The sequence below is a fragment of the Marinagarivorans sp. genome, assembly GCF_982758155.1.
Genome location: NZ_CEXWTU010000090.1, coordinates 1 through 18,235, shown reverse-complemented (window position 1 = coordinate 18,235; position 18,235 = coordinate 1). Strand labels below are relative to the sequence as shown.

General features: G+C 45.4%; 11 protein-coding genes and 1 pseudogene. 4 read left to right on the top strand and 8 right to left on the bottom strand.

Going from position 1 to position 18,235, the window contains the following annotated elements:
- Positions 1-302: 302 nt before the first annotated feature.
- The 3 genes from istB to AC3A8L_RS11330 all read right to left on the bottom strand — a co-directional run bounded on the left by istB (position 303) and on the right by AC3A8L_RS11330 (position 3,103).
- Positions 303-1,064: an IS21-like element helper ATPase IstB gene (gene istB, locus AC3A8L_RS11340; RefSeq protein WP_487962370.1), complete on the bottom strand. Its 762-nt coding sequence runs from the start codon at positions 1,062-1,064 to the stop codon at positions 303-305.
- The gene (gene istA, locus AC3A8L_RS11335; RefSeq protein WP_487962369.1) at positions 1,057-2,601 is read right to left on the bottom strand and encodes an IS21 family transposase; all 1,545 of its coding nucleotides are present in this window, start codon (positions 2,599-2,601) and stop codon (positions 1,057-1,059) included. Before istA ends, istB begins: the two co-directional genes overlap by 8 nt.
- Before the next feature lie 193 nt (positions 2,602-2,794).
- Positions 2,795-3,103, bottom strand: a complete 309-nt coding sequence (locus tag AC3A8L_RS11330) for a hypothetical protein (RefSeq protein WP_487962368.1) — start codon at positions 3,101-3,103, stop codon at positions 2,795-2,797.
- 270 nt (positions 3,104-3,373) lie between these two features.
- On the opposite strand from AC3A8L_RS11330, the gene AC3A8L_RS11325 reads away from it, so the two are divergent.
- Both AC3A8L_RS11325 and AC3A8L_RS11320 read left to right on the top strand, forming a co-directional pair.
- Positions 3,374-4,147 carry a hypothetical protein gene (locus AC3A8L_RS11325; protein ID WP_487962367.1) on the top strand — a complete coding sequence of 258 codons (774 nt, stop codon included), beginning with the start codon at positions 3,374-3,376 and terminating at the stop codon, positions 4,145-4,147.
- A gap of 75 nt (positions 4,148-4,222) precedes the next feature.
- A complete protein-coding gene (locus tag AC3A8L_RS11320) occupies positions 4,223-5,803 on the top strand; it encodes a lamin tail domain-containing protein (RefSeq protein WP_487962366.1) in 1,581 nt (526 codons plus the stop codon).
- A 51-nt stretch (positions 5,804-5,854) separates the two neighbouring features.
- Here the strand turns inward: AC3A8L_RS11320 and AC3A8L_RS11315 are convergent, their stop codons facing one another.
- Positions 5,855-6,769, bottom strand: a complete 915-nt coding sequence (locus AC3A8L_RS11315; RefSeq protein WP_487962365.1) for a phosphotransferase — start codon at positions 6,767-6,769, stop codon at positions 5,855-5,857.
- Between the two features lie 325 nt (positions 6,770-7,094).
- Here AC3A8L_RS11315 and AC3A8L_RS11310 point away from each other — a divergent pair, with 325 nt between their 5' ends.
- Both AC3A8L_RS11310 and AC3A8L_RS11305 read left to right on the top strand, forming a co-directional pair.
- Positions 7,095-8,222: a porin gene (locus AC3A8L_RS11310; protein ID WP_487962364.1), complete on the top strand. Its 1,128-nt coding sequence runs from the start codon at positions 7,095-7,097 to the stop codon at positions 8,220-8,222.
- Between the two features lie 802 nt (positions 8,223-9,024).
- Positions 9,025-12,036 carry a TonB-dependent receptor gene (locus tag AC3A8L_RS11305; RefSeq protein ID WP_487962363.1) on the top strand — a complete coding sequence of 1,004 codons (3,012 nt, stop codon included), beginning with the start codon at positions 9,025-9,027 and terminating at the stop codon, positions 12,034-12,036.
- 338 nt (positions 12,037-12,374) lie between these two features.
- Here AC3A8L_RS11305 and AC3A8L_RS11300 read toward each other — a convergent pair whose 3' ends face one another.
- The 4 genes and pseudogenes from AC3A8L_RS11300 to AC3A8L_RS11285 form a co-directional block, all read right to left on the bottom strand.
- Positions 12,375-14,204: an alpha/beta fold hydrolase gene (locus AC3A8L_RS11300; RefSeq protein ID WP_487962362.1), complete on the bottom strand. Its 1,830-nt coding sequence runs from the start codon at positions 14,202-14,204 to the stop codon at positions 12,375-12,377.
- A gap of 24 nt (positions 14,205-14,228) precedes the next feature.
- A complete protein-coding gene (locus AC3A8L_RS11295; RefSeq protein WP_487962361.1) occupies positions 14,229-16,826 on the bottom strand; it encodes a beta-mannosidase in 2,598 nt (865 codons plus the stop codon).
- Positions 16,823-17,827, bottom strand: a complete 1,005-nt coding sequence (locus AC3A8L_RS11290; RefSeq protein WP_487962360.1) for a DUF1839 family protein — start codon at positions 17,825-17,827, stop codon at positions 16,823-16,825. The genes AC3A8L_RS11295 and AC3A8L_RS11290 overlap by 4 nt, the downstream gene beginning before the upstream one ends.
- A gap of 81 nt (positions 17,828-17,908) precedes the next feature.
- Positions 17,909-18,235: pseudogene (locus tag AC3A8L_RS11285) on the bottom strand (amino acid--[acyl-carrier-protein] ligase); the annotation flags it as partial.

Sequence of the window (18,235 nt, the reverse complement as noted above, 5' to 3'; positions counted from 1 at the left end):
CCTGTTCTCTTATTTCGTCAAAAAGGTCAAAAGGTAATGTAAATAAAAAATGAACACTCGAGTGCTGGCTACCTTGAAGACGTTCATTGAATCACACCTCGGCTGGCCCAAGGCTTGAAGCAAGGTTTTATCGAAAAGGCCGCGCGTCTGGAGGTAATCATGGGCCTTTTTAGAATGGTGTAAGCATTGCTGGTAATGCGCGAAAGTTTTAGCGAGAACGTTGTCAGGGTTATAAGCTGTGCTTTGGGGCACTAACTGCGCTTTCGCAACACACATACCGCGCTGCCACTCAATAACCGTGCTCATGATTTCACCTCGCTATCATTTCCGCTCAACCCCATTCGCTTGCGCATTGAAGCCCCCTGTAACTCAAGTTTGTGGGAGCGATGTACGATTCGGTCGAGGATGGCATCAGCCAGCGTGGGCTCACCAATGTAGTCATACCAACTCTTCACCGGTAGCTGCGATGCTAAGATAATCGCGCCACCACCACTGCGATCATCAATACATTCCAATAGGTCCTGTCGCCCAATATCGGTTAACGGTGACAACCCCCAATCATCCAGAATGAGTAGTTCGCATTTCGCGAGCTTTGCGCGTAGCTTGGGTAAGGAGCCGTCAGCCCGAGCGATTGCGGTTTGCTCCAACAATCGGCTCACTCGTTGATAAATAACCGACCAGCCACGCCGTACCGCCGCCATACCAAAAGCACAAGCCAACCAGGTTTTACCGACACCGGTAGGGCCCGTGATAATCAAATTGTGGCGTTCCTCTACCCACTGGCATAACGCAAGCGAGGTCATTTGGCCTTTATCCAATCCTCGTCGCGCGGTGTAGTTAACGTCTTCAAGGCAAGCGTTCGCATGCTTGAGCTTCGCTTGATTTAATAGCCGCACCTGACGCTTTTGGCTACGCTCATGTATCTCTGCCTCCGCACAGTGGGCAAGCCTTTCTTCAAAACTCAAACCCTGAAATCGAGTGTCGGATTGCTGCAGCTCCCAAGCCCGAAGCATACCGGTAAGCTTAAGTTCTTTGAGGTGTTCGGCGATCGGTTGTTTAAGCATCATCGCCACCGCCCTCAGCGTAGTACTCTGCGCCGCGAACATTCCCGTGCAGGGGGATGGCATTAAGGATTACTGCATCGTCTTTTACGCCATCCAAGTTATTACGCAATATCGATTTAAGGCTTTTCACTGTGGGCGATTGAATAAAGATGGCCCGTTCACATGCGGCCTCAATACGTGCATGTTCGTACTGCCGAGCGAGGGTTTTCACCTGTGCGCAGGCCTGACAAGCTGGCATGTAATGATCTTGGCGATTATCGAACTGAATATTGACAAAAGCTTCTGTGGCACTACCAAGCGACTGCGCCCAGGTACTGAAACTTTCTCTATTCTGATTGGCGTAGGCTTGATGGCTGGCAGGCCGATGTTCCGGCGTAGTTGTCGCACCACCCACAACCTCGGAGCGTAAATGGCAGGCGACCCGTTTGTGCGCACTGAATAGCTCTACCGATTGGCGGCTGACACGCGCAGTGACACTTTTACCCGCGAGGTGATAAGGCGTGGAGTAAGCATGCCCCTGTACATAGACATGGTAATCAGGCCCAACTTTTTGCTCCGCCACCCACTCTGCATATTCATAGGGCGCTTCTGGCAGCGGACTCAGTGCGCTCTTATCCAATTCGTCAAAATGTGACTCACGGCTGCCAGGCAATCGACGAAACGCTCGCTGATTGAATTTTTTCAGCAGGGGCATAATCGCCTGATTAATGGCCTCCACACTAAAAAATGTTTGCCGAGATAGCGGCACGCTTATCCAGCGAGTCACCAACTTCACGCCTAGCTCGGCTTTTGATTTATCCTGCGGCCTTCGTACCCGCGCAGGTACTATCGCCAAACCGTAATGTTCCGCTAAGTCTTGATATGTTCGATTGATTACCGCATCTTTACCGGGCTTAGTCACCGCCGACTTCAAGTTATCTGGCACCACCACTTGGGGTACGCCGCCTAAAAACCACAGCATACGGTTATGCGCATCAATCCAGTCACACAGCTTTTGACTTGGCGACGCGAGCATAAAAGTATAATTAGAGCACCCCATAACACCTACAAACACCTGCGCGTAGCACTGTGTTTGCGTGGCTTGGTTAAACCAAGGAATCGTCTTACCGGCGTAATCAACATACAGAACCTCGCCAGCGTGATGCACTTGGCGCATACACAGGTCGAGGCTTTTAACGTACTGTAGATAGTGATAATTGAACTGCGAGTACGAATAAGCGTTTGCCTTAAACACCTCTTGGTAACTCTCCCATAGCTCAATGCGTGTTTGATGCTTAGCCTGTAAAAGTTTATGGATATGCGCCCAGTCAGGCATGGTTTTATGGCTATCGCGCTGGCGCTGCGTATAAAAATACGCCGCCAGCGCCGGGTCGTCCATGGCTTCTAGGTCGGCCCACTGCCAACCCTTTTCAGTAAGTAATCGGCGGTAACGCCCTACAGTGTTACGGGATATTGTTAGTAGTATGCCGATTTTACGATCAGACAGTTTGGTCTGTAGCAGTAGGCGCAAGGCCTCCCGCGTAGTATCTAGTATCATAACTGCACCTTAAATTTTACATTCAATAGGCACAGCGAGCCCTCAAAGCCCAATCATATTTAGGCTTTTTCTTGACAGAAGTCGCGTTGAGGTTAAGCTTGAAGTTAGTCGGGCTACTAAATCGACTAACTTCGAAGAGACCTTGGGACTGCAATCCTTGGGTCTCTTCTGCTTTGTACTCGCTGAATGTTAACTAACGCTCAGTGATTACATCCGGTACCTCCTCTCGCTTAGGCGATTCTAAATTATTAACCCGCTGTTGCGCCAAGAAGCGCGCCACCTCTTTAACGAGCGCATAACGGCCCCGTCGTTTATTAATACTGAACAAAGGGATAGGCATTTCACCGCGGCTAATCGACATTCTGAAAGCATCATCGGAAATGTAGCCCAAGGATGACCATAAGGGCTTGCCCGTCATGATTGGGCCGTGGGTATTAAAAAGTGCGGCATATAGCTCTTGCTCTAGATCACCAGCCGTCTTTTTCATCAATTTCGAAGTCACTTCTCTCTCCCAGATTCATCTTATCGTAACCGCCTATAACCAGTGTATGTAGGGGGATAGAAAAGTGCCAGACAGTACTCTTCGTGTAGTAATTTCAATTTTTACCGTTTCTGAAACAGCATTTTTAGTGCTTTAACGCTATATTTAAGAGAATTCCACTGAAACAAAATTTCTGAATTTGGGATAATGAAAATTTTGCAGGCACACGCAGATAAAGATCAATTTGAAATAAATAATCAGTTAGTTATGCGGGCTAGGAGTGCATTCTATGTGAGTGAGCTCTGCTATCGACTGAATACTTCTTACTCCATGCTTCCCAACGTGCTCGCCGAGAAATCACCGCGATACGCAAAAAAGATCAAGACAACACGAAGCAAAATATACCGATGCGCGAGTGAAGAATATGATTTAAGAGATAATGATCTTATTACAGCGTTCGATGATGCATTACCCGGCAGCGCTCGTATTGCAGGTCACCCTCTTTGGGCATTGCTAACCGACGACAATATCACCCAATATGCATTAGCAACCGCAGCTCAACAATTGAGGCCGAGCATTTACCTTAACCTGCTAACCTTTAATGTCGATACGGATTTTTTTGAGCTTAAAAACCAAGTCACTCAGCACCGCAATAAGATGTTTTATCAGGCTTTAACAGAACCGCCCTACGATGAAACTCCAAGCCTAGACTGCCTGGTAGGACTCATTATTTACGCAAAAATCTGTACTCAGTCTACCGACTATAATTTAGATATCATTCTTGCTGCTCGCCTGAATATTCAGAATATGTTGTTAAATTTAGCGCGACAAAAAAGGTTTAATGCCCTGAGCAGACAACTATATCGACTTGTTAATGAGAAATTTGTTGAATCGCTCGAGCTTGATATGAGTGAAAGATTCGAGTTCGAGATTACAGTTGGGAAAAATGTCTTTTGCACACCCCAAAGGCTAGAGCAAGCCTTTGATGACTTGCGAGATTCTACTCCGCCACTTCCAATTCACGCCAAAACTCACCGGAAAAAGTTTGATCCACTGTTCAGCTAGCGAGTGAACTATGGCAACTAACCAGCAGGCCGGCCCACGTAAACCGGCACCGCCGTCCACATCAAACCCGCGAAGTTGCACTATCAAACCGGCCCCTACAGCAATGTCCAAAAACTAGAAAAAGATCATGCCAAAGAATGGTTTTTTGATAGTGATGCAACACGTTGGCGGGCAGAAGTACCTGCAACGGGGGCCGGTACTGGTGGCGGTGGTCGCCCGGGAGGTGGTGGTGCCTTTGGTGAAGGCACGTCAACGCTGAATGATTTGGGGGAAGACGGTACAGCATACGAACAACATTACACCCTTAAATCCGCAGACCTAGTCGACCCGTGGCAGGATCTTGCTAATGCTGCTCATGCGCTGGGATCGGTGACTGATGCTGTGTCGCTTGAAGAACTGGGTCAATATATGGATATCGATAGCGCTTTGTGGTTCATTGCCACTGAAAATATATTTGCCGACGACGATAGCTATATTAATAAAGGCGGCATGGATTATTATGTCTACTTTGATGTTTTTACTGGCCGCTTAGTGCCTATTGAATACGATGGTAATTCGGCAATGGGTGATCGTTTAGTGACGAGCTGGAACCCATTGTACAAAATAGATAATGCTAACTTTCCATTAATGAATAGGTTATTTAGCATTCCTGAGCTACGTGAACGCTATTTGGCGCATTACCGTACTATCATGGATGAGTCGCTAAAACCTGAGGTTGCTACAGGCATGATCGACAACTATAAAGACTTAATTAATACGCATGTCTCAGCGCCAGCTGTTGTTCGTGAATATACGCACGCACAATTCGAAAGTGACGTTGAGGCGCTAAAAGTTTTTTTTAGTACGCGCTATAACTATTTAGCAAGCCATGCCGACCTTAGTGGAGTACCTGTGAGTATTGCTAGCGTCGTGGATTCGGTTGCTGGCGTTCCTTCTGTTCGCCCTAAAGATACGGAGTCAGTAGAGGTTTCCACCACTATTGAAGGCGATACCCAAGCCGTTTACCTCTATTACGGTACAGGTCTGGCTGGCGGGTTTACTAAGGTGGCAATGGCGGCGAGCGGCGGGCAATTTACTGCCTCCATTCCTGCGATGCTAAAAGGTGAATATGTACGTTACTACGTAGAGGCTATTGCTAATAACTCTGCGGGGACGGCAACGTATTCTCCTGTTGGTGCAGAGCACGATGTGTATATTTATCAAGTACAGGCCGCAGCCCTAGTTCAAAGCCCTGTGGTGATAAATGAATTGGTGGCTGATAACGAAACTATCGTGGTCAATGAGCTCGAGGAATATGCGGATTGGATCGAGCTTTATAATACGAGCAATCAAGCGGTCGATTTGAGTGGTTGGTATCTGACCGATGAGGATACTCAGCTTCAGCGGTGGCCTTTCCCGAGCGGTACGATGATTAATGCTGGTGCAACATTGGTGGTCTGGGCTGATGATAATGCTGATGAACTAGGGGGCTTGCATGCAAACTTTAAGCTGAGCGCCGGTGGTGAATATGTCTACCTTGTGAATCCTGCATTAGAGTTTGCGGATCAAGTTGATTTTGTTGATGCACCGGAGGACCAAAGCTATTCGCGAACACCGAATGGAACCGGTTCTTTTGAGTGGACGAGTGCGCCTAGTTTTAACACGGCTAATCCATAGTTGAGAGCACCAGAGGGTAGAGCCCTCTGGTGTATTTATGGGTAATGTTTTTTACGTTCGATCCTTGAGATATTTATAGGAAATATCAATTAGCTTTACAAATCGATCATGCGGGAAGTTATCAAGGTTGGCTGCTAGATGTGCAAAGCTAGAAAGTAAGTGCCCTCTGGCGTGTTCGGGATCGCACTCTAAAACGTCGCACAGTGAGCGTAACTGCGCGACAAAAAACTTATCACCTACTCTCAGGTTCATCGCTAGGCGAACTAAATCATACACGGCAAAACTTTCGTAATCGGCCCCAGCCCAATCTATAATTGAAATGCCGTAGGTATTCTTTTTGTTGAGTAATATGTTGCCGGTCCAAAGATCGTTGTGTGCCATCACGTGATACGGCGCCCACTCTCTATTGGATAATCCACTTATTTGCTTTTGTATATCACTGCGTATCTCTGGAGCTATAAGTGAGTCTTTAGAGAGTTGTTCAAGTGGCAGAATGAAGTGGCTTTCTAGATTTTCTGTAGAGACTGAAGTTTTACTTTGTTTACTGCTGTCGATTATCCAGTGAAACATAGCATGGCAGTGATATTTTCTTTGGAGATAATTGATGACTCTATTTTTACTGATGGGCGGAATGTAGGGCCATATCGTATAGCCAATTCCTTCTTTGCTTCCGTGGGCCAGTGGCGCCAATACGGTTTCTTGGGCCGCACCAGAGAGTTTAGCTTTTATTTCTATCGCTCTATTTGCATTTCGATTTGGGATATCGCTTAAGCTAGTCTTTGCGCAAAGAATAACGCCAATAGGCTTTTTTTGATTAGAGATTAGAATCTTTGTTGAATCGTCAGCTACGTTTTTCTGTGGCATTAATAAAGTACAGTCATACGCTTGACTTTCTTGACTGAATGCGCCGGATATTTCCTTTGATAGTAGGTTGGTTATCTGGTCTATCGGGATAGCCGTGTTCATTCTGATGCGTGCCTTTTGAGTCGTCAATGGGTATAGAATATGATATATCATGATACACATTGACTGATGATAATACTAGTTTGGCACGGAGCGGCATTGCTTCTAAGCGCCTATTCTAGAGGGCTCTCGTGTTATCTAGCGTCCATTCTGGCCTGTCGGAATATTATTTAATATCTGTGATGCTTATTACACCTCCCTATGGCAGAAAGCTTTATGTCGACTTGCAATCACGGTTAAATGTACAAATCATACGGGTTAATGAGTCGATAGACGTTTATTAACTGGTAGTACCTCCTCTATTCACTATTGATTGCGAAGCGCTCCGTTGAAAAAATATTGTTATTTATTAGTCATTGCTACCGTTTATTTCACTTATCCTGTGTGGGCTTTGGATGTTGAAGGCTATGGTATTGTTGATGTCCACTCCACCAAAGGCGCTCTTTTCACGAATGAAGAAGATGGCCGTTATCATTGGAATTTACGGCGCATTAAGTTCAGCGTAAAAGACGACCTTCAAGATAAGCTAAAGTATAAGCTGGCTTTTAAAGTAGACGCTGGCGATGGTGAGATCAGTTTGGATGCCGCCTATCTTACTTATGAACCGATTCAATCCTTAGACATCAACCTTGGTCGATTCAAGATACCTTTTGGTCTTGAGAACCTGCAAAGTACAAAAACCTTGCCTCTTTTTGAACGATCAATGGCGAGTGATATTTTTACCCTCAGTCGAAGCCCTGGTGTAAGTGTTCAATATAAAAATAGTTTTTTAGGTGTGGAGGTAGGTCGTTTTTTTAGGGAGCCTGAAGATAAAGATTATGAAGCGGGACACGTGACAAGTTTACGTGCACAATTATTCTATGGCGATCAAAAAGATGGTCTTCTACATATTGGCGCTGGCTTTAATAATGAGGTCGTGACCGATAATAAACTTAGGCATAAAACGGTGATTGTTGGCGGCAATGCTGATGATCAAATTAAAGGCTCTCGGCTTAGCCCCAATGCGATCAATACCAGTAACTTCGAAATTGCTGGCTTGTTTCATTATTTAACCTTACAGGCAGAGCTGTTTTCACAGCGTTGGATTTTTGATGCGGGTAATCCGGAAATAGACGAGCTCAACGGTCAGCCAGAATATTATGGTAGCTATATGCAAGCCGCTGTGAGTTTTATCGGCGATGGCCGTCACTATGAAAATGGTGAGTTAGAGCCGGATTTTAAAGGCGGTCAATATCTAGAGGTTGCTTTTAGGGTTAACTCTGTTGATTTAAACTATGGTGAAAACCGAGATTATGCCAATAGTATTGATTTGGGCATGACTTATTATCCATCTAAAAATCTCAAGCTAGCGGCCCAATATCAACGTGGAGATTTAGTCTCTGGTAATTTTGGTGATGTACGCACGCCAGTTGTTGGCAGCGCTTTTAGCTTACGCATGCAGTTTATGTTCGATTAATCTACGCCGCTTTTTTTATATATCCCTCTCTTATATTATTTGTAACTGTTCGGTGAGCCGTTCGTAAGGGTCGCCAATAACTTAGGTTATGGCGGGCATATTCTGCCAACTAAAACCGGTTGCACGAAATAGTGCGATACAACCCCAAAGCCGGCGTTTAATTGGACAATCTTTTATTGCCACCCTCCTTATTAGCAAGGCTGAACTGCATGCCTGTATTGACTCGCCTCTGTATGAACCTCCTTAGGGACGAGGCAATAATAGATTATCCAATTAGGCGAAGAGATCGGCTTTCTTATCGAGGCGCTTAAAGGGGCGCATGCCGGGGCATGTAACGCTTTGAGCAACGAAGATAAGGAGGTCGAGATCAAGTATTAGTGGATGAAATATTGTTTCCTCGTCCCTTATGTGTCGTTCACGACTTAATGTGAGTATGCCCCTCACCTTCATTGGCTGTAAGACTAGTTCACTTATATTCACTTTATAGTGAAATTGGTCATACAATTGCGTTAAGGTGTGGTCTATGTGGTATACCTTAGGCCTGACCACTATTTTTCACTTGATTCGAGTGTTTTTAGGGCTATAAAACTAATAATAGTAAGGGGCGAGGCGATAATAGTTGATTCCATAAGGTGACGGAGGCGATCTGCTTATCTAAGTGCTTAAAGTGCCGCATGCCAAACCGACGTTGGCCGGAAGGCTAACGTATGTAACGCTTTAAGCAGTGAAGGTGGGGATGGCGCAATCAAGCATTAGCGGATGAAATATTGTGTTCTCGCACCCAAATCGAGGAGTCAAACGAATGTTTAAAAAACGATTAATGCATCTCACGATTGCATCAGCCGTCACTGGAGGCTTGGTAGTCAATGCGGTAGCGCAAGACGCTCCAAAAGATACAGCCAGTAACACTATTGTTGAAGAAGTCATTGTTACCGGTGTGCGCCAAGCCGAACTTAACGCACGTGAGATGGAGCGACAAAAGAAAATTTTCAGCTCGATTATTGCTCAGGATGATGCGGGTAACTTTGCCGATCAAAATGTCGCAGAATCGTTAAAGCGCTTACCAGGCGTTACGTTGCAAATGCAAGAGGGCGAGGGTACGCATGTTAATATCCGCGGTCTTGGCTCCGAATTCGTCAATGTCAGTGTTAACGGCAATGAAATGGCATCGGCCTCTGAGGATACTAGAGGAAAAGATACAGGTTCGGCATCGCTAAACTCTTTTCCCGCTGATTTGATGGGCTCTATCGAAGTGTTTAAATCGCTAACGCCGGATATGGACCTTAACTCTATTGGCGGCACCGTCAATATTAATTCCACCTCAGCGTTTACGTATGATAAAAATACGCTAAAAGCGACCCTGCAAACTGGCTATCAAGATTATGCGGGTAAGTTATCACCTAAGATCTCTTTGCGCGGGACACACAAGTATTCAGGTGATACCTTAGGTGTCGCTTATGCCGTATCGCATGAAAAAAACACGACCCAAGTCTATGATGATAGGCACCACGAAACCTCGTTGCCAGATACCTACCAACAACGTTTGCCTGACCAAAGTAGTCCTGGCGACAATGTTGCCACCGTCATCGGACCCTACCAATTTCAAATGCGCGAAGAAAATGGAGAGCGCACGCGAATGGCAGGATCTGTCGATCTCGAATACCGCCCTACAGACAATCATTCATTTAAAATATCTGCCAGCCATACACAATACGAAGACAACGAAATTACACGACGCGAGTACTTGCGCTTTGACGGTGCCGGGTCTGATGAGGTCGCTTATGTTAACCCGTCGCTTAATGAATTTGGGGTAATTGATGCTGAGCTACAGCATCAAATCTTTTTTCAAACATCCGACTCAACCACAAGCAATTTTGCCTTTAGTGGAGAATCTATTGTTGGTGGCGATTTAACACTGGATTATAAGCTCTCCATGTCTAAGTCTAAATGGGACAAGCCTGACGGTCAGAGGCTGCAACTTAGAACGCGTGATGTCGCCATGGTAGGCCGCGCAGGCAAAGACTTTATTAAAGGCGAAGTGGTAAGCGAAGCCGAAATGAGGGCGCTAGGAGGCTATGAGTTTGTTTTCGCTGATGGAGAAGATCGTTATACAGTTGATGGTATAGACACTCAGGAATATTCAAGTTATATCGATTACGATGAAGTCAATAATAGCAACATGCATCTTGATAATGTTTTTTTAGAGCAAAGCGTAAGAGATGATAGCGTGAATAGCTTTTCCTTTAATCTACAAAAAGACTACGATTCAGATGCCGTTAATTACCTTAAGGCCGGTTTTCGGTTCAAAAGCCGTGACCGTGATCGCAATAAAGATAGGCAAAGTTTTGACCCTGGTAAAAACGAGGCTGATGGTTGTGATGCTTTATATAACGACGTTGACACTAAGGCCCTTTGTGAAAATTATGCAGAAGCCTACAGGGAAGATTTTAACAGCGCCTTTGCCGATCACCCTGATTACCAGTATTCATTTATTACCGTAGAAGACGCAAAATCGCTTCTGAATATTGTCGCTCCTTTGGCGCCTTACTCCGGTGATACTAGCGCAGGGAATATTGATAGCAGTAAAGATGATTACACTATTAGCGAAGATACCTCAGCTGTGTACCTTATGGCCGAGTTTAACGTTATCGAAAATGGCTCATTAATTATTGGCGCTCGGTACGAAAGCGTTGAACTCGATTCAGTCGGGTTTTTCTCGATTGAAAATGACGACTTTGCATTCGAGGGTGATGAGGCCGCCGGTTTAGATGTTGTACTTAATATGCCCGCGAGTACAAAGACCTACAGCAATTTTCTGCCGAGTATGCATTTTCGCTACGAAGCCTCTGAGGAGTGGCTATTTAGAGCTGCAGTTTGGACAAGTTACGTACGCCCGACTTTTAACGAAGTGCGTACTTTTGCCAAAATTGATGGGGACATCGAATTATGTGAGCCAGGCACTGAAGTTGATGGCATACCAGGCACCGGCCAATGTGACGATGATGATACGAGTGAAGAAACCGCACGGCCAACATCCGATTATGTCTTAGCGCAGAGTAATAAGTTGGAAATCGGCAACCCTAATCTAAATCCAATGGAGGCCACTAATATTGATCTGAGCGCGTCTTGGAACCCAAGCGATGATTTGTATCTTCAGGCGGCATTTTTTTACAAAGACATTAAAAACTTTATAGTCGATATTAAAGGCGCCGAAATCGCACTGAATAACTTGCCGGTACAACTACCTATAGCGCAAGTAAATGAGTTTGTTATCCCCAGTGACCTACTATTAACCGATGTGCATTACAGTGAAAATGGCGATACTGCTAAAGTATTCGGGATCGAACTTACTTATTCACAACACTTTGAGACAGGTTTATTTACTCAAGCTAACTTAACGCTACTCGATAGCGAAGGGCGGTTGGATGATTCCTTTCGTGTAGGGAGCATCAAGCTTCCAGATCAAGCCGACGAAACCGCCAACTTAACATTAGGTTGGGAAAATGAAAAATTTTCTACGCGCCTAACAGGTAACTATAGAAGTGAAATTTTATATTCTATTGGGTCTTGCCCTGCAGATGGCGGTTGTAATGATTGGGCTGATGTTTATGCGGATAGCGATTTTGGGGTAGACTTTAAAGCCACTTACAAAATTAATAATAGGGTTAAGGTCTTCTTCGATGCTATTAATTTGACCGATGATGATTCACTTCGTTACTTTTCTGGCAATGAAAGCTCTAATGGTAATATGCTCTATAGCCGCGAGCGCTTCGGTGCCAGTTACCAGCTAGGTATAAATATTGATATTTATTAGTCTGATATTTTTATAAGTAAAGCTATTCATGAAGTTTATGCCAAAAACCGCTAAGGCTATGTCCTAGCGGTTTTTCCCCTCATTTTTTAACGCTAGCCACTCGTCATTTTATGGTGTCAGAGATCGGGTTGATAATTAAGTGCTGCTGCGTTGTATTTCAAACGGTTTTGGCTTTCAATAGCGGTGACCCGATTGTTCCAAAACCCTTTTGGCGTAGGGTAGCGCAGTCTTTTTTTTGTTGGTCTCTGGTGATATCGGTGATGTTCACACCCAGTGATTGGTAGCGATTTTAGCTTACGAATGCAGTTTATATCTTATTAAATATAGTTCGATATTTTTTATTTATCCCTGTCGGATATTATTTTTAACTGTTCAGTGAGTCGCTCGTAAGCTTTATGCTGGCTCCAGATGGGCGATAGAATGTGGTTAGTATTGTCCAGTTCTTCCATTGCGAAATACGGTGTTTTGTTTAATTTACTTCGGTAGCGCGCGAGCGCGACTTTAAAAAAAGGCAGGATGACTTCCTTGGTGCCGCATAGTATAAATACATGTACTTTTCGGTCCGTCAAAAATAAAATTTCTTTGGCTGCCACGTTGTAATTATTTAATGCGCTCCACTTTTTGGGCTGCAGTAGATCTCGCATCTGTTTTAACAGTTGAACACATGCGCTTTTCGCTAAGCTTAAGCTTGTTCTTTTCCATTTTTTTAAAGTTCGCCAGTTTTTATAGTTTAGAAAAAATAGCATGAAAGCTAAAAACGATGTTGTCTCGACTAATTGCTCAACACTATTGTGCGTATTTCTTCCATCCTGGTGTCTTTTCGGTTTTTGAAAGCGAAGAGGGTTAATTAGCAGTACGCCTTCAATACTGTTAGATGTTAGAGCTACTCTCAAGCTTTGATAGGCGCCGGCACAAAGTCCGGCAACGACTAATTTTTTAACCCTCAGTATTTCCTTAAGGTATTCGCAGCTTTTTTCTATATCTTGCCGTGTGGAATCTAGATACAGCGTATTGCGTTCTTGATTGTTTTGGGGTGGGCTATCGCCGAGGCCACAAATGTCGATACGTAAAACGGTATAGCCTTGGCTAGCCCATGCTCTTGCCCATTCAGTATAATTTCGGTTAATGCCGGCTCTGTGGTTCGAACCGCCATTAATCAGTAAAATGCCGGTATCATTACTTGTTGAGGTATTCGGTCTATTAACAATGCCAAATAGATTAACGTTATTGTTAATAAATACAGCCTCTTCGGTATATTGATCTGTATTATATTTTTGGCTTAAATGTGATGAGGGGCTGGTAGAGGGTTTTGGGCTGGCAAGACTAAGAGGGGCTTTAGCATTGAGCCAGGAAAGTATGTTCTGGTTAAGCGCTGTGGGTATCTGCATTCTTGCCATAATGTGGCTTAAGTCTTCGATAGCGCTGTCTTGAAATGTTAAATCTACGCCCTGTTCAGTCAGAATTTTAGTGAGTTTTTTTTCATTTGAGCTGCTATCCCGCACGAATACAAAGGCTTGCTTGCAGGGCGCAACTGTTATTTTACTTAAGTTAATTTTGCTAAGAGCTTCTGCAAAATCTTTGGGTAGAAGAAAACCAAAGGCCTCACTATCACCATCCCTCCACGTGTTGGGGATGATGTTATCTTCGTTAGCAGTTATGACGCTGTTTTGCAATTTAATGGTACGTAAGAAATTCTTACCGCTAATATACGGCGCCCACAGAATAAGGTCTTCTATATCATTTCTCTGGGTGGCAGCATGTGCGGCAAGTGTGGCGCCGAGTAATACGCCGAATAAACTGATGTGCTCTACACCCGATTCATTACGTAAAAAATCGATGGCGCAGTGAATACTTTTTAGCCACAGATCTAATAAGTGAGCATCGCGGGGCGAGCCTTCGGAGTCATTGGTGCCTGGGTAATCAAAGCGTAAACAGGGGTAACCTTGCGCGGATAATTCAATAGCCAATTGTCTGTAGGCTGGGTGCAGTAGCATTGCCTCTGAACCAAAGGTATTACAAAGCACAATGGCTTGATTGTTATGCGCATCGCCTTTAGCTGGGTGATACCAGGCAAATACTCTTACGTCTTCCACATCCAGCCAAAATGGAATGGAGCCATCGTCGGCAACAATAGTGGATGGCAGGTGATCGGATGGGGGCGATGTCATAAATTCAGTCAAACGAGATTACTTCTATTCAGTGTTATTAATGCTGATCGTAACCGTTTTATGACTATTAAAAACAGAAATCGAACCGCGTAAGGGCTTAGTGTTTTGTGGCGCATGGAGTTGAATGGTGCGCTGACTATTCGGTGCTAAATCAAAATAGTTATCACTTGGTATATAGGGGTAGCTATTAATTGCAACGGCGCGTGCAAAATGTTTTGTTTTGATTGTAAGCGAAAAACCGCTTTCATTTTTAAGCGCTACGGTCTCTAGTTCAGGTTCTACGTGGGCGTGTAGCCCCATATCTTGCGGGTAATAAAAACATTCATTTAATAGCTGATCAGGAGTGTCCGTATTTTCAGTTTTTTGCCATAAGCTGGCATGAACCAGCATGTGTTCTTTCGGGCCAAATTTATAGGCATAGCTAATATCAAAAAACTGTTCGAGCAAAGCCTCTACATTCCATTGTAAATTGTCGCGGCCTAGTAAGCTGAGTGGTATTTTTTTACTTAAGGCTATCTTGCCGTTCGCTTGGTAGCGCACAACTTCAAGTACGGTATCGAGTGGAATATTTTTTTCGTGACTAAGGTTAAGTGATACACCATTAAGGCCGTCGTCCACAAACCATAATCCGAGTGGTGCCCATGCACGCTTTAAATAAAAATAAATAGACTTAGCTTGCCCATCAGAGTCAATTAAGCCCCAACCAGCGCCTTTTTGTAAATCTTTTAAAAACCAAATTAAAGCGCCGTTGCAGGGGGAGCTATCGCGGCGCCACAAACCAAAGGTTTTGGCCATGACTTCGCCACAAGCCACGCGCGATAGTTGAAAATAACGCTGTGGGTCTTGGTAGCGGAGTTGGCGAGTATCGATATTAAATAAACGTTCAATGTAATGATCGGTAATGTCGGCGAAATCCCAGCCGGAACTCACATCGCGTGCGACACCCGCTTTATAGTCTGGGTGTGTAGGAAAGCCGGCTTGGTCAGGCAAAAAAGGTTTCAGACCGGCATTCTCGGGTACGTTCGAGAATGCGAGGCATTCGCTCGCAAATTGGGGGCTATTAAGCTGAGCATCTTCTAGCGCGCGCTGATATCCGCCGACACCGAAATAGTGGCTGACACCTTGGGTGACTTTAAAGGGTAAGTCGCCACCGGCAGGTGATGATGGCCAATAGGCGGTAGTGGGGGCAATTTCGGCGCAAAGTTCGGCGAGGGTTTCTCGAAAAAAATGATGTAAGTCGCCTTCCAGAGGTAAACCCAACATCGCCGTTTGTTGTTCAATTTCGGTATTGCCACAAAGAATGGCAAGACTGGGTCTAAAGTGTAGGCGGTTTAAAATTTGTGTTGCTTCTTTCGTAGCGGAGGCGCGAAAGGTGTCGTCTTCAAAAGGGTAGGCTAGGCGCGCAAACATAAAATCCTGCCACACTAAAATACCGAGCTCGTCACACAGCTGATAAAACAGATCTTGCTCGTAATAAAATGTGCCGCTCACACGGAGCATGTTAACGCCAGCATCGCGTAATTGTAGTAGAGCTGCTCTCAGTTGAAATTCACTATTTTGCGTATTATGAATATCTAAAGGGGTCCAGCAAGCGCCACGGCAGAATATCTTTTCGCCATTAATAGTTAAGCCAAAGTCTTTATTGAATTCCCCTTTTGTCTGTAAAGCGGCGGCAAGGTTATTCCACGCTAGTGTTCTAAAACCTAAGGGCTCGCAATCGATAAGGTGCTCTTGCTCGCCGATGGTGATCATCAGTGATGCGTTATAGCGTGTTGGTTCGCCATGCGTATGCGGCCACCACGTTTGAACATCGCTTAAGGTTAATTGCCCTGCATAGCAGGAGCCTTCACCATTATTGCCCGGCACCTTGTTGAGTCGTATTTTATGGACACCGACTTGCAACTGAACGTTAGTAATACTGTTTCCATTTAAGGCTTGAAGCTCGATGTTTGCGTTCACGACGCCTTTATCACCGTCCAAAGTGCATTGTAGCTGGCAAGCGCTAAGGGTTAGCGTACGTTGCTGAATAACCGAAACCGGTAACCATGGGCCGATAATGGCGGGCGGTGGAGACCATGTTGGAATGCGCCCAACTTGGGATGTACGAAACCACGAAAGGTTTTTATGATTTACGAACGGTGTGCGCCACTTGGGGCGAGGTTTACGCATGTCCAGTTGTGGCGTTAGTGCTAAAACCCGAATAAGTAGCGTATTTTCTATTTGGCTGACGCGGCTAATGTTCAGTGAGTGTTGAATAAACATGTTGTCGCTTTGCAGTAAGCGAATGCCGTTCAGCCAGACTTCGGCGACCGTGGCTAAACCTTCTAGGTGCAAATAAGACACGCATTTATCTGTCTCATTCAGTGCGAAGTTGCAGTGATACCAAACGTCGTAATCCTCCCGTTCGTGGGCGGGAATATTTTGAGCCTCAAGCGCCTCTAAGGCGGGGCTCCAGGCTTGCGCGATAGATTCTAATTGCGCAGGTTCTGTGGCAGCGTTCGGTGCTATGGCTAACGATGACCAAGCGCTTTGCTCTAGAGTTGTAACGCTGGTGCCCGCTACGCTGATGATATTCGGCGCAATGGTGGCTTGCGGGGCATCGTCATTTATTGGGGTATTCACGCAAGTTGCTCTGTGAGTGCGGCCATTGCGTTATCCCAATGTTGGGCCATGCCATCGAAGTCTGCGCTCACATCTTTAATATTCTTGCGATTCACCATGCGCGCCCCTTTTAATATTAGGGTTTTTGCCGTAACGGAAATTTCATCGAACATCGCGGCTATGGGCTCTAAGTGGTCGTGACCTTCAGCGGCTTGTAGTGCACGCAAAAAATAAGCGGTAAATTCGTAACCGGAACCTAATTGGCGTAGAGAGCCAAAAGCATAGTGGTGGTAACTTTCTAAGCCCTGTTCGCACAGGTAAACCAGTTCTTCGGCAAAGCCTTCTTTGAAGCGCGTTATTGGATTGGTTTTGGGAAGTTGAGCGAGGTAATGGTTAAGTCGCTCTCTGGCTTTATCCCGTATTATTTCTGGCGAATGCTTGTGCAGGTTATCTAGCTTGGCAATTTCGCAGTAAGGCGGTAAATAGCCGTCTATTGCAGGCTTGTCGAGGTGGAAGATGCTGTTGAAATCGTCTTCCTCTAATTGGTAGTAACCGGCATTGTGAAAATAACCCATGGTTTTGTTTTCGAGGTCTATCGATTCGATACCAATGGTTGTTTTGACATGGTTTTGCTTATAGTCCGTTTCTTGCGTATCCGGCAAAAAGAAGGCGTCGGCTTCTAGCAGTACCATTTTGTTGTGCTGCAGTTGTCGTGCAATTTGCTGATGCAGGCCGCCCCATAAATACAGCTCGTGTACGCTAATGCCGTACAGCGATTGGATGTCTTCGAAGGAGGGCTTATAAAACGTCCACTGGTCGTTTTCAAAATCGCTGGCCAGTGTAAAAGCTAAAAAAGGATAGACCTCTAAACCTGCGGCATGAATAAGCTCTACCCAGATGTCGATGTAGCAATTACTCTCGACAAAGTTTCGGTTTGGGCCGTGCAGGCTATGGGGTACGTAGGTGGCGACATCTAGCTTCCAAAGCGAAGCCTGTGCGGGAATGCGGGGAGTCTCTTGCATGGTATCTCTTCGTTTAAAAGTTGTCCTCCGGGTGTGTAAAGCGAATGGCGCTACGGATAATATCGCGTAGCGCCATGTGATTTACGACAAGCCCAGTAGTGAGGTGACTTCGCTAGGCCAAGCCTTAACGTCATAGCCGTGGCGCTGAATCAGGGACAATACAATGCGCTCTAAGCCAAAGCCCATACAGCCAGAATGCGCGGTCTCGCCGTCGGCTGTTTTGATTTCAAACTGAGTGCCAAAATGGTCTTGGTGGTAATTGAGGGACATGACTGCCAACAATGGACCGTTTTCGTAGACGCGAACGACTAGCTCAAATTTCAGTTTCTGCTCGCGCTGGTTGTTTGCCATAACGCGGCCGCCACGACCGAAGAACGGGTCAGAGGCTTCTACGCGCTCGGGTTTTAA